Source organism: Polyangium sp. 15x6 (assembly GCF_029960785.1).
Lineage (GTDB): Bacteria > Myxococcota_A > Polyangia > Polyangiales > Polyangiaceae > Polyangium.
Genome location: NZ_JASBQE010000056.1, coordinates 65,632 through 77,661, shown reverse-complemented (window position 1 = coordinate 77,661; position 12,030 = coordinate 65,632). Strand labels below are relative to the sequence as shown.

General features: G+C 69.8%; 11 protein-coding genes. 1 reads left to right on the top strand and 10 read right to left on the bottom strand.

The window, feature by feature from the left end:
• On the top strand, positions 1 to 753 hold a 753-nt coding region (locus QHF83_RS33025; protein WP_282421986.1), incomplete at its 5' end, for a hypothetical protein.
• Between the two features lie 12 nt (positions 754 to 765).
• Here the strand turns inward: QHF83_RS33025 and QHF83_RS33020 are convergent.
• Genes QHF83_RS33020 through QHF83_RS32975 form a run of 10 tightly spaced genes read right to left on the bottom strand, consistent with a single transcriptional unit; the run spans position 766 to position 12,028 of the window.
• Positions 766 to 1,665 carry a sialate O-acetylesterase gene (locus tag QHF83_RS33020; protein ID WP_282421985.1) on the bottom strand — a complete coding sequence of 300 codons (900 nt, stop codon included), beginning with the start codon at positions 1,663 to 1,665 and terminating at the stop codon, positions 766 to 768.
• Between the two features lie 8 nt (positions 1,666 to 1,673).
• Positions 1,674 to 2,714, bottom strand: a complete 1,041-nt coding sequence (locus tag QHF83_RS33015; protein WP_282421984.1) for an acyltransferase — start codon at positions 2,712 to 2,714, stop codon at positions 1,674 to 1,676.
• Between the two features lie 22 nt (positions 2,715 to 2,736).
• Positions 2,737 to 3,684 (bottom strand): hypothetical protein, encoded by a 948-nt coding sequence (locus tag QHF83_RS33010; RefSeq protein WP_282421983.1) that lies wholly within the window; start codon positions 3,682 to 3,684, stop codon positions 2,737 to 2,739.
• Positions 3,681 to 5,147: a hypothetical protein gene (locus tag QHF83_RS33005; protein WP_282421982.1), complete on the bottom strand. Its 1,467-nt coding sequence runs from the start codon at positions 5,145 to 5,147 to the stop codon at positions 3,681 to 3,683. Before QHF83_RS33005 ends, QHF83_RS33010 begins: the two co-directional genes overlap by 4 nt.
• A 12-nt stretch (positions 5,148 to 5,159) precedes the next feature.
• A complete protein-coding gene (locus tag QHF83_RS33000; protein WP_282421981.1) occupies positions 5,160 to 5,972 on the bottom strand; it encodes a class I SAM-dependent methyltransferase in 813 nt (270 codons plus the stop codon).
• A complete protein-coding gene (locus QHF83_RS32995; protein WP_282421980.1) occupies positions 5,969 to 6,955 on the bottom strand; it encodes a glycosyltransferase family 2 protein in 987 nt (328 codons plus the stop codon). The genes QHF83_RS33000 and QHF83_RS32995 overlap by 4 nt, the downstream gene beginning before the upstream one ends.
• 52 nt (positions 6,956 to 7,007) lie before the next feature.
• Positions 7,008 to 7,994 (bottom strand): NAD-dependent epimerase/dehydratase family protein, encoded by a 987-nt coding sequence (locus tag QHF83_RS32990; protein ID WP_282421979.1) that lies wholly within the window; start codon positions 7,992 to 7,994, stop codon positions 7,008 to 7,010.
• Positions 7,995 to 8,025: 31 nt separating this feature from the next.
• Positions 8,026 to 9,666, bottom strand: coding sequence for a lipopolysaccharide biosynthesis protein (locus QHF83_RS32985; RefSeq protein WP_282421978.1), 1,641 nt, complete (start codon positions 9,664 to 9,666; stop codon positions 8,026 to 8,028).
• Positions 9,663 to 10,859, bottom strand: coding sequence for a glycosyltransferase family 4 protein (locus QHF83_RS32980; RefSeq protein WP_282421977.1), 1,197 nt, complete (start codon positions 10,857 to 10,859; stop codon positions 9,663 to 9,665). Before QHF83_RS32980 ends, QHF83_RS32985 begins: the two co-directional genes overlap by 4 nt.
• Positions 10,856 to 12,028 (bottom strand): glycosyltransferase family 4 protein, encoded by a 1,173-nt coding sequence (locus QHF83_RS32975; RefSeq protein WP_282421976.1) that lies wholly within the window; start codon positions 12,026 to 12,028, stop codon positions 10,856 to 10,858. Before QHF83_RS32975 ends, QHF83_RS32980 begins: the two co-directional genes overlap by 4 nt.
• Positions 12,029 to 12,030 lie beyond the last annotated feature (2 nt).

The following is a 12,030-nucleotide window of genomic DNA, read 5'->3' as shown; positions in this document are numbered from 1 at the left end:
ACGGTTATTGTGCGGCTGCGACGAACCCGCCGAGCGCACGCCGGCGCGGCGAGCATGCGCGTGCCGCGCACGTGGCGCCTGCCATGGGCGCGGATGGTCGTCCAGACGGTGGTGGGCGAGGACTTACTGATGTTCTACAACATGCACGACACGGTCTTCGCGGGACCGCGGGTGGGTACGACCTACGACATGTCCGAAGCGTGCAGGCGCTGTGGTGCCGGTGCCCGGCAGACGTCCGCAATGGTTGTCGACGGCGAGTACCTCCATATCCTCGAAGGCCGGCGGGTGGCAGCGACCTGCTACAATGACATCCTTGTCGACGAAGCAATGGCCCGTACGCTGGCGGAGAGCGGCGCCACCGGGTTTTCGTTCCGGAGCGTCTTCGCGGCGTTCGAGAAACGGGGGCACTTCCAGCTCCCGTGGCGTCAGCTCTGCGCCACGCACATCTTGCCGCCGATGTCGCCCCGAACGACTGGCCTCGAACCCTACAAACCGTGCCCGTGCGGGCGTAGTAGCTTCACGACGCGCCCCGAGATCCCCACCCGCATCGTGTACCGCGCCTCGGACGTGGTCGATATTCGCGATGTAAATGTGACCTGGGAATGGCTCGGTCACGTGGACTTCAACGGCGACGTGAGCGACTCCGTTCTCCCCTACCCAGCATTCCTCATCACCCCCAAGGTCTGGGGCATTTTCCGCGACGCAGGCGTGACCGGGTTCGACTGGTTCCCTATCCGGGTCGTCGACGAATAGGCCCCCGCCCCGCTACCGTCGCAAAAGCCCATCCATCGCCTCGGCAAACCGCTTCCCGATGGCCTCGTACCCTTCGAACCCAAAATGCACGGCATCCTGAAGCGGCAGGTCGTCCGTACGAATGCGCGCGACGCCGGGAATCGTGACGGCGCGTTGCTGCTCCTTGACGCGCTCCCACGCGGGGAATCGGCCGTCCGTAGGCCGCGGGCCGAGCTCGGCGAAGACGATGGGGAGATCGGGCGCGCCGAGGTCGCGGCGGAGGTCGGCGACGAAGGATGCGAATGCGGCGGCCCAGTTCGATGGGTCGGGGTGCGCGTCCGCCGCCGTGAGGGCGGGATCCATGGCGTCCGTTTCGCCCTGGAAGAAGAGGACGCCGGCCATCGTGCCCGCGGTGGACGCCGCGCGGGCGCGCTTCAAGCACGAGCCGTACAGCGTGTTCTCGTCGAGCTGGCGGCGCCATTCCGCGAGGGACGAGCCACCTTTCGCGCAAGGGACGAGGCCGATTGGGCGATCTTTGCGTCTGTCGCGGAGCGCGTCCGCGAACGCCGCGGCGGGGCCGGCGCCCGCGCCGGGGTCGGCGGAGACGTCGTCGATCTGGCCCTCGGCGAAATCGACGGGCTCGCGGCCTTCGTGCCAGCGGCCGTCATTGCCAAAGACATAGACGCCGGGGATGGCCGGTGGGAGTGGGTTTGGCAGGGGCGCACGGCCCGACATGTTGGACTGGCCGGCGAGGACGAAGAGCGAGAGCGCGCCGAGGTGCTCGGGCGGGAGGGGGACGCGGGCGGGGACCGTGGCCTCGGGGCGCGGAGAGGAGGCGCGGTTGTCCACGCGGCGCATGACGAGCGCGCCGGCGAGCGCGCCGGCGGCGAAGGTGAATGCGAGGATCGCGGCGGCGCGGTGGTTCGAGCGCATGGCGCGCGTCAGGCGGTCGGGAGGGGCGCCGCGGGTTTCGGGCGGAGGGATTTCGCGAGGCGTCGCGCGAGCTTCTGTGAGGGGTCCTCGCAGATCAGGAAAAAGAGGTACGAGACGCCGAGCGAGAGGGCCATGAGGAGCGACCAGTCGACGAAGTAGCCGAGCTTCAAGCGATAGTATTTCTTGAAGACCTCCCACGCGGCGAGGTGGACGAGGTAAAGCGAATAGCTGAAGAGGCCGAGGCGCTCGGAGAAGCGTGGCACGCGCACGGTCGCGAGGTGCGGGATCTCCACGAGGAGCCACGCGTACACGAGGAGCGAGAAGGCGTTCAGCGTCCAGGGATACCCGATCGGCGAATGAAACCGGAGCGCGAGGGCCACCGCGCTCGCGAGCCAGACGGCGAGGCGCCATGCCCAGATGCGGGGGTGCGGTCGGGCCGGGCGTTCGCGGATCCGCTCGGCGAGCAGGCAGCCGAGCAGCCAGCAAGGCAAGCCGATGACCCATTGCAGCGCCCAGCCATACGCCGGATACGGGAGCGCGCGGGGATCGACGAGGACGATCACCGCGGTCGCGAGGGCAAACGAGGCGGCGACGAGCGGGCGCCATCCGAATCGATCACGAAGCGCGAGGAGGATCGGATAGAGGGTGTAATAGACGAGCTCGCACTGGAGGCTCCACAGAATCGACTCGGAGAGGCCGACGTAGGGAATGCCGACGGCGGAGGAGAGGGCGATCGAGGCGAGGAGGGGGATGCCGATCCGGACGTAGCGGCGAGCGAAATACTCGGGCCAGTACGGGCGCCGCGTGAGCGTGGGCCAGTGGATGCAGAGGCCCGAGATGACGAAAAAGACGATGACCGCGGCCGGGCCGTTCCAGGCGACGCCATACGAGGCGGAGAGGAACCACGAGACGCGGTGGGTGCGTTCGAGGCCCGCGAGCAAGGGCGGCGGGCCGAGGTGGCTGAGGACGACCATCGCCGCCGCGACGAAGCGGAGCGTGTCGAGGCCGGCAATGCGGGCCGGCTCGGTCGTGCCTCGTCCCTCGCTCATCGGTCGATCTCGAAGAGGCCGCTCACGGGAGCCTCGTCTTCAAGGCGGCAAGGTTCTCGCGGAGGAGCGGCGGCCAATCGGCGATGTTTTCAGGGACGGTGCCCTCGTAGAAGCGGCGATTGAGGGAGGCGGGGCGGATCGAGCGGAGGTGCTCGTGTTCCATGGGGTGGAGCAGGACGGGGGCGTCGGAGAGGAAAGCGGACCACATGCTGAAGGTGCTCCACGCGGAGGGAATGACGACGCGGCTCCGCGCGAGCAAGAGGAGGTCGACGATGGCCGGGCGCTCGGGGGCGCGTGTGGTCCGCGGCAATGCGAGCAAGGGGGCGAGCTCGTGGTCGCTCGAATCGGAGAAGACGGTGACGGGCACGGGCGCGCCGACGATCGCGCGAATGCCCTCGATGAGCCGCATGAAATGGGAGAGCGGCGTGGGGCCGAGGGAGCGGGAGAGGTCGTGGCCCGGCGCGATCGGGCCGAAATCACCGCCGCGGACGTGGACGCCGATGAAAGGAGCCTCGGCCGCGTCGAGGGCCCTCCGGCGCGCGGGCGCGAGCATCGCGAGGAGGCGCCGGCGCAGGAAATCGCGGTGCTCGGCGAAGCTCATGAAGAAGTCGGGGAGGGCGTCGTAGACGTAGACGGTGCCCTTTCGATCGGCGTCCTCGGGGAGGCGCGCCACGGGAGGCTCGCGGACGACGCGGCCCGCGAGCGCGAGCGTGGTGGCGTGCGCGAGGCGCGCCGGGTGGGGCGGGAGGAAGTCGGCGACGTAAATGCGCTTCTGGCGCTCGCCGCGGAGCCACGGGCCGAGGCGCACGGCCGCGAAGCCCGTGGTGACGAGGGGCAATCCATTGAGCTCGGCGAACGCCGCCGCGCGCGCCCAGACGAGGAGCATGTTGCCGAGGCCGGTGCGAGGCAATCGCGCGTGACAAACCGGCGGCAAGGCGTGGGCGAAGCGGGAGAGGGCGGCGGGGATCATGACAAGGCTCGCGCCCCGGGAGGGGCGGCTTCCGCGCGCTTTCGCGCCGTGCGGTCGAGGAGGAGCATCGAGGGGACGAGGACGAGGGCGCGGAACACGATGTTGACGAGGGTGGTGCCCGCCTCGGCCATGTCGATCATGTTGAAGACGAGGGCGATGTAAAGCACGAGCCGGATGGGATCCTGCTCGGGGAACGGCGTCGTGAGCCGCCAGAGGAAGCCGAACAGGGCGCCGATCGCGCCCATGCCGAAGAGGACCCCGGGGAAGCCGAAGTTCCAGTAGAGCTCGCCGGCGGCGGTCTGCGCGATCGAGGTCGTGGCCTCGGCCTCGGATCGGGCGGCGCCAATGTAATAGTAGAACCAGCCGCCGCGGGAGACGGTGGGTTTGTCGGGCCAGAAGAGGCGGGGGACGAAGGCGTAGGCGAGGTAATCGAAGGTCTCGCCCAAGCGAAGGCCGTGCCGCTCGACCTCGCCGTAGAGGAAGGACGCGGGGATGGGTTCGAAGGAGCGCTCGAAGAAGGCGGTGGCCTGCTCCTCGATGCCGTCGCCGGTCTCATAATCGCCTTGCGCGTAGGTGCGGACGATGCGGTCGCTCGTGTTCTCGCCGGAGACCTCGGCCGCCTGGCGGGAGGCGGCGACGACGGGCGCGACGACGCCGAGGTAAAAGACGCTGAGGGCAATGCCGAGGACCGGGAGCCAGCGGCGCAAGGGCCGCTGGCGCGCAAAGAGGAGGCCGGCCGGGAGGAAGCTGAACATGAGGAACGCCTTCGAGCCCGCGCGCAGGTTGACGGCGAACTCGAGGGCGGTGCCGAGCGCGAAGATGATCCAGAACGAGGCGCGCCGGTGATTTTCGCCCTGGTGGACGACGTAGGCGGTGAGGGCCGTGAGCGAACCCCATTGCACGAGGCCGCTGAAGGCGCCGAATCCGCCGACGCTGATGGCAGGGCCGATGATGCGCAAGAAGGCGCCGATCGCCCAGAGGAGCAAGAAGCCCGAGCCCACGGGCGGCGAGCGCTCGCCCGGCCTCGAGAGCGGGCGCATGAATTGGAGCCCCGCGTGGAGCGCGAACGAGCCGAGGAGGTACATGACATACCCCCCGGCGAGCTCGTCCGGGTAGATCGTCTGGACGCTGAAACGAATGGGGATGCCATCGGCGAGCTTGTTTCCGTGGTGGATGGCCGCGAAGCCGAGCGCCACGGTGTTCCAGCCAAAATAAAAGGAGATGGGGCTCAGGCCGAGCGGCGCGCGTCGAACCTCGAGGAGGATGATCCACGGAAAGGCGACGCAGACGGCGGCGCCGGTGACGTAGAGCGTGGTGGCGGGCTCGTCGGCGAGCCAGAGCGTGACGAAGCCGATGAACACGAGGAGCGCATGCGGGACGAGCGGGCCATAACGACGGTCGAGGAGTCCTCCCGCGTGGGCGCCCTTGGCGGGCGTGAAGGGCCTGTCCAGCGTCGCGTCCATGCGGCGTGCGGTTCAGCCGACCTCGGCGGCAGGGGTATGCGCGGGGCGGCGCTCCGCAGGCCGGTAATCGGGGAATCCCTCGGTCGTCGTGGGCGCCTGGGGGAGGGCACCGTGGCTTTCGCGCTCGGGTTTGTCGAGGTCCTTCACGGCGAGGAGCTGGCCGCCGGGCGGGCCGTAGGTCTGCCAGAGGGCCATCGCGAGCTGGAGCGGGGCGCGCGGGCCCGGCTCGACCTTGCGGCCGCAACGAAAGCCGAGCGAGCGGAGCTCGGCCGGGCTGAAGGCGGAGCGGTGCGTCTCGGCGAAGGTCCAGGCCTGGACGTCGGGGTCGGGGGTGTCGAGGCGCAAGAAGGCGCGCTCGTCGTGGCCCGTGTGCGGGTCGAGCGACTCGCGCGGGACGGTGATGACGATGCGCTTGCGGGCGATGCGCTCGAAATCGCGGAGGGCGCGCAGGGCCGCGGGTTTGTCGAGGTGCTCGAGGACCTCGATGCAGAGGAGGGTGTCGACGTAATCGTCGGGGTAGGGGAGGGCGTCGGCGCTGGCGAGGACGAGCTCGTCGTAGCTCCGGTGATGGGCGGTGCGGCGGAGGTTGTGGACCGTGAGGTCGCAGCCGCTCAAGAGCTCGGGCTCGTCGAGGCGCGGGTCGCGGCGGTCGTAATCGCGGACCTGGCGAAAGCCGATCGGCGTGTCCTGCCAGCGGTGCCGGAGCATGAAGCCATAGACGCCGACGCCGCAGCCGACGTCGAGGATCCGGCTGCCCTCGATCTCGTCGAGGATACGCGGGATCATGCCGAGGGGGCTCTGGCCGACGAGGAGCGAGGTCTTCACGAGCGTTTCTCCGGGGGTTTGGGGCGCAGGACGCCGAAGGCGATCCGAAGCCCCAAGCGCTGAGGCAGGGATTCGAGCGGGCCCACGAGGGGCAAAAGGGCGCGCGAGAGCGGGCCCGCATGGTCGCGCAGGGGGCCGAGCGAGGCGCCGAGGCCGATGGGTTTTCCGTGACGGAGGCGCGAGGCGACCTCGTGGAGGACTTGCCGGTCCGCGCGGAGCGCGAGCGCAGCCTCCTTGGCGAGGCGCAACGGGCCTTGAAAATGGCGCGGGACGTACTTGCGGTGAATGGCGAACGAGAACGCGTGGATCGGCCAGGGATTGACGTCGACGTCGTGGCCGTCCTCGCGATTGCGCACGCGGACGAGGGGGCGCGCGGCATACGCGACGTCGCCGTGCTCGCAGAGGCGCATCCACATCTCGACGTCGGCGATGAAGCCGAAGGCGGGGTCGTAGAGGCCATATCGCTCGTGCGCCTCGCGCCGGACGAGGGTCAACGCGCAGACCGGGGAGCTGAAGCTCCGGAGCATGAAGCCGAGCCAAGCACGGCCGCGCGTGAGCTCGGGCCAGGGGCCGATGTGCACGGCGCCGAGGGGGCGGTCGTCCTGGTCGACCATTTCGAGGCCCGTGTGCGCGAAGAGCGCGCGCGGGTGGCGGTCGAGCAGGCGCACGAGCTCGGCGAGGAATTCGGGGTGGTAGAGGTCGTGGTCGTGGCAAACCGCGATGAGCTCGCCGACGGCGTCCTCGATGCCGGCGTTGAGGTTCGCCGGCATGCGCAGGTTCTTCGGATTGTGGTGGTACCTGACGCGCGGATCGCCGGCCGCGGCCTCGCGCACGGCCTGCTCGGTGCCGTCGTCGCCCGGGCCGTCGTCGCGGACGAGGAGCTCGAAATCGCCATACGTCTGGGCGAGGATCGAGCGCAACGTGGCGCCGAGGAGGCGCGCGCGCTTGTACGTCGGCATCACGACGGAGACGCGCGGGCGCACGTCTCCGTCGCCACGATGCGGCCTCGGTGAGAGCTTCGAAGGCAAAGGAATTTCAGTCGAGGCGCCCCGCACGAATGTACTCCACGCTGTCGCGAATGACGGTGTCGAGGTCGAAGCGAGGACGCCAGCCGAGCTCGCCCATGGCCTTGTCGGCGTCCGGGTACTTGTCGTTCGCCTCCTCGAAGAGCGGGCCGAAGAGGGCCTTCGGGTCGACGTAATCGATGCGGCTCTCGGAGGCGGTGAGGCGCACGGTGCGCTCGGCGAGGTCGCGGATGCTGATCTTGTTCTGCGGGTTGCCGATGTTGTAGGCCTCGCCGCGACGGCCGAGGCGCAAGGCCCGGACGATGCCCTCGGCGACGTCGACGACGTGCGTGAAGGCGCGGATCATGCTGCCGTCGCCGTAGACCGTGAGCGGCTCGGCCGCGAGGCATTGCTTGATGAAGCGCGGCAAGACGAACCCGCCCTTGCCCGACTGGCGCGGGCCCGCGATGTTGAAGGGGCGGATGATCACGGCGAAGAGGTCCGAGACCTTGCACGTGTTGACGAGCGCGATCTCGCACGCGAGCTTGGCCACGGCGTACTCGAGGCGGACCGAGATCTTGGGCGTGATGATCTTGTTGTCGTTCTCGGAGCAATAACCGTCGCGGCCGCCGCCGTAGATCTCGCTCGTGGAGACGTCGCAGAGGCGCGCGCCAGAGCGGTTCGCGATGTCGATGACGCGGTAGGTGTCGTCCGTGATGCTCTTCGTGATCTTGCCGGCGTGCCCGAGGACGCCGACAGGGCCGACGACCGAGGCGAGGTGATAGATCTCGGAGAACGGCGCGAACGAGCCGCGCGCGAAATAGTCCTCGATGGAGAGGATGTCGTACGTGAGGCGCGGGTCGTTCACGCGGCGCACGTAGGCCTCGTGATCGAGGGGGCTCGTGCTGAGGTTGTCGACGACGTGGACGCGCGCGTCTTCGTCGGTGAGCAGGCGCTCGACGAGATGGCTGCCCAGGAAGCCGAAGCCTCCCGTCACGAGGATGTGTTTGTCTTTCATGAGGCTTTGTCCTTCGTGTCGCTGGTCGGGATCATGCGGCATCTCCCCGTGTGCCGCCGAGCTTTCGACGGATTTTCCCGGCGATCCCCCGGGCAGTTTCGCGCTCCTCGGGGGCGAGCGCGATCCAGAAGAGCAAAAGCGCGAGGGCGCCGAAGACGGGCGGCACGACGATGGCCCGCAAGAGACCCTCGGGGAGGAAGAACCAAAGGACGGCCGAGGCCGCGGCCGGGACGAGCAAGCCGAGGCCGAGCGCGCCCAGGATTTCACGGGCGTAGCCGCTGAACCGATCGCCGAGCGCCTGGCACGCGGCGCGCGGGACGATCCAGGCCGCGAGGGCGAGATCCGCGAGGAGCGCGGCGGCCGCGACGCCACGCATGCCGAAGCGCGGGACGAGGAGGACGGACAGGGCGAACACGAGGGCTGCGTTCGCCGTGAGCAGGACCGCGACGCGGCCCTGGCGGTTCGTCGCGAGGAGCGCGGTGGAGCCGACGCCCCAGAACCCCCAGAGGATGGCCTGCGTGACGAGCATCCCGAGCGTGGGGAAGTCGAGCGAGAGTTTTTTCAGCGTCCACGCGGAGTAGACGGGCTCGGCGAGGGGCAAGAAGCCGAGGAGCGCGAGGCCGATGACGAAGCCCGAGAGCTTGGCCGTGGTGCGATGCGCGCGGACGAGGCGCGAGGGATCGCCGAGGGCGTCGAGCGCGGTGAGCTCGGGCCAGACGACGGTCGTGAACTGGATCGAGAGCATGCGGCCCATGTTCGCGATGTTGCGATGGGTCGTGAACCGAGAGACCTCCTCGCCGCCGATGACGGACTGGACGACGAGGAGGTTGCCCTGGTTGGCGAGGAACTCGCCGAGGCCCGCGAGCAAGAAGAGCGCGCCGGGCGCGAGCATGCGCAGGCCCGCCGCGCGATCGCCGCCGAGGGGCGTGAGGCGGAACCAGGGGTTTTGCCGGTGGAGGTCGCGCAGGACGTACGCGTCGAGCGCGAGGGCCCAGACGACACGGGCGAGCGCGACGACAGGGAAACGCGCGCCGGCGAGCATGAGCGCGGCGGGCAAGGCCATCTCGACGGCGCGCTTCAAGGCCGTGAGGTAAGCGGCGCGGACGAGCTGGCCGGTGGCGCGGTAGGTGCCGCGGACGGCGCCGAGCGGGACGCCCATGAGGAGCTCGATGCCGAGGAGCGCGAGCGTGAGGTACGTCTCGAGGTGCGTCGCGGTGGTGATGCCGAGCCACGTTTCGAGCGGCAAGACCGCAGTGACGATCGCGGCGAGGACCCAGATGCCGATCGCGAGCGGGGCTTGCAGGCGGAGGGCGCTGTGGAGGTCGGCGAGGAAGAGGTCGTGGTCGCCGCGCGCGTGATGCGCGCACATGCGGTTGACGACATGCGATTGGACGCCGAGGTCGGTCATCGTCAGGAACGCAACGAGGGCCGAGAGCGAGGTCCATTCGCCATAACGCGCAGGGCCCCAGGCGTGCATGCCGATGGGGATGACGAGGAACTGGCCGATGTAGCTGACGATGGCGACGACGCTCATCGCGGCGACGCCACGAAGGACACGCTCGGCCATGCCGGGCGCGCCGAGCCGTTCGGTCTGTTGCCGCTCGGGGCTGCGGATCGCCTCCGGCGTCCTACGCCCCGAACCCCCCGGATGCTCGGCACCCGCGGCGCTCATACGGTGCCTGCCGCGAAGGCTCGGGGATGGAGCTCGGCGAGGGCGTCCCAGATGCGCGCGCCGAAATGGTCCTCGGTGAACGAGGCGAGGACACGCGCGCGGGCGGCGTGGCCGAGGCGGGCGCGGAAGGCGGCGTCGCTGAAGAGCTCGACGAGGGCACGCGCGAGGCCCTCGTGATCGCCGTACCGCACGGAGAGGCCGGTCTCGCCGTCGACGATGACCTCGCGCGCGGCGTCGTCGAGCGAGCCGATGCACGGGACGCCCGCGGCCATGGCTTCGAGGTAGACGAGGCCGAAGCCCTCGCCGCGGCTCGGCATGGCGAAGACGGTGGTGCGCTGGTAGAGGGCGCGGAGCTCGTCGTCGGGGATGCGGCCCCAGAAGCGGACGGCGCCGCTTTCGAGCAGGCCGAGGCGTTTGGCCTGGGCTTCGTACGCGGGGCGCGCGGCGCCGTCGCCGACGATGTCGAGGCGCGCGCCGGGGCACTGGCGGCGGACGTGGTTCCAGATCGAGATGAGCTCGGCGTGGCCCTTGTAGCGCTCCTCGGGGTGGATGCGGCCGACGATCAGGGCGGAGAGGCCGGCGTCTTCGGGCGGAGGCGCGATTTCATGCGGGGGTTCGGGGGCGTAGCTCGGCTTGTCCGAGCGTAGCCCCCGAGCGTCGACTGCGCGATCGTTCGAGAGTCCAAGCCAGCAGACCTTGCTCGGGGTGGCTCGATGTTCGGGGTTCCAGTCGAGGAAGCGGCCGAGCGTGAAGGCGCTGTTGCTGATCAAAAGGTTGGTGCCCCAAATACCGACGCGCTGGTGAGCAGGCAAGGGGCGCCAGCACTCGACGCCGTGGAGGAACTGCACCACGGGGACGTCGCGCGGGCGGAGGAGGCGCGCGACGGGGCCGAGGCCGATGTGGGTCGTGAAGACGAGGTCGGCGTCCGAGCGCTCGCGCGCGGCGGCGGCGAGCATGCCGAGGCGTGAGCCGCTGAAAGAGAGGAAGCGTCGCGGGGGTTTTTGGAGGCCGACTTCGCGCGCGACGTCGCGCCCTTCGTGGGGCGCGTCGTGCAGGGCCCAGACGTCGTAGTCGAGAGGGACGCGGCGCTCCGCGGCGATACGTTCGAGCTGGCGGAGGATCTGGCGGCTCACGGTGGGGATGCCGCCGTGGGGCGCGTCGACGAGGTCGGGGCAGAGCAGCGCGAGCTTCATGAGCGCGACCAGACGGCGCGGGCCGCGCGGACGAAGCCTTCGGCGGTGTGAGGGATGTCCCACGCGGCGATGCGGCGCAGGGAGGCTTTTCCGCGAGCGACGCGGGCGTCGTGGTGCGCGAGGGCCTCGTCGAGGACACGCGTCAGCGCGGGGACGCTGCCCGCGGGGAAGACCCAGCCATTGTCAGGGCCGACGAGGTCGGGGACGGCGCCGACCTGATCGGAGGCGATGATCGGGAGGCCGAGGTTCATGGCCTCGTTGACGGCGAGGCCCCAGGGCTCGAAGCGCGAGGGCAAGGCGAAGACGTCGCCGAGGGCATACGCGGCCGGCATGCGCTTCTGGTTGACGAAGCCGACGAAATGGACGCGGGCGGAGAGAGAGCGGGCGAGGGATTCGAGCTCGCCCCGAAGCGGGCCGTCGCCGACGAGGACGAGGTGGGCATTCGGGCGCGGGCGCGCGGCGAAGGCGCGGATCAGGTCGGCGCAGCCCTTCACGGGGATGAGCTTGGCGGCGTAATTGACGACGAGGTCGTCCTCGGGAATGCCGAGCTCCTTGCGGAAGGCGCGGGCCTCTTCGCGGACGGTGCCGGCCTGGGACTGGAAGAACGAATTGTCGACGGTGTAGGGCGCGATGAAGACGCGGTCTTTCGGGACGCCGTAATGCTCGAAGTATTGCGCGGAGAGGGTGCCGATCGCGAGGGCGCCGCCGAGGCGGCGGAAGATCGGGGGCAAGGCGAGGCGCTTGGCGAGGCTGATGTGCGCGGGGCGCTCGGCGAGCAGGTTCGATTCGCCGCGGAGGAGGACGGGGATGCCCTTTCTGCGGGCCCGCACCATGACGTCGTGCTCGGTGGCATGGGCATAGCCGTGGACGATGATGACGTCGGGGCGGAAGGCGGACATGCGCGCGAAGGCGCCGGGATTGACGAGGCCGAAGAAATGGTCCGTGCCGGGGCGCTTCGAGACGTTCGGCACGAATTCGTGGTCGTAGCCTTCGAGGAGGGGGACGTCCCAGCGGATGGTCTTGCCGAAGCCGGGGTCGCGGGTCTCCTTGACGCCGAAGTCCCAGCAGAAGAAGAGCTTGATCGCGACGTCTTCGCGGGCGGCGAGGGCGCGGTAGAGCGGCGCCTGGTACTGGATCGGGTGCGTCGCGAGGATCGCGATCCGGACCATGG

Excerpts from the sequence above, each read along its gene's own strand:
- QHF83_RS33020 (WP_282421985.1), bottom strand. The coding sequence starts at position 1,665 with ATGCGCTCGAACCACCGCGCCGCCGCGATCCTCGCATTCACCTTCGCC.
- QHF83_RS33015 (WP_282421984.1), bottom strand. The coding sequence starts at position 2,714 with ATGAGCGAGGGACGAGGCACGACCGAGCCGGCCCGCATTGCCGGCCTC.
- QHF83_RS33010 (WP_282421983.1), bottom strand. The coding sequence starts at position 3,684 with ATGATCCCCGCCGCCCTCTCCCGCTTCGCCCACGCCTTGCCGCCGGTT.
- QHF83_RS33005 (WP_282421982.1), bottom strand. The coding sequence starts at position 5,147 with ATGGACGCGACGCTGGACAGGCCCTTCACGCCCGCCAAGGGCGCCCAC.
- QHF83_RS32990 (WP_282421979.1), bottom strand. The coding sequence starts at position 7,994 with ATGAAAGACAAACACATCCTCGTGACGGGAGGCTTCGGCTTCCTGGGC.
- QHF83_RS32985 (WP_282421978.1), bottom strand. The coding sequence starts at position 9,666 with ATGAGCGCCGCGGGTGCCGAGCATCCGGGGGGTTCGGGGCGTAGGACG.
- QHF83_RS32980 (WP_282421977.1), bottom strand. The coding sequence starts at position 10,859 with ATGAAGCTCGCGCTGCTCTGCCCCGACCTCGTCGACGCGCCCCACGGC.
- QHF83_RS32975 (WP_282421976.1), bottom strand. The coding sequence starts at position 12,028 with ATGGTCCGGATCGCGATCCTCGCGACGCACCCGATCCAGTACCAGGCG.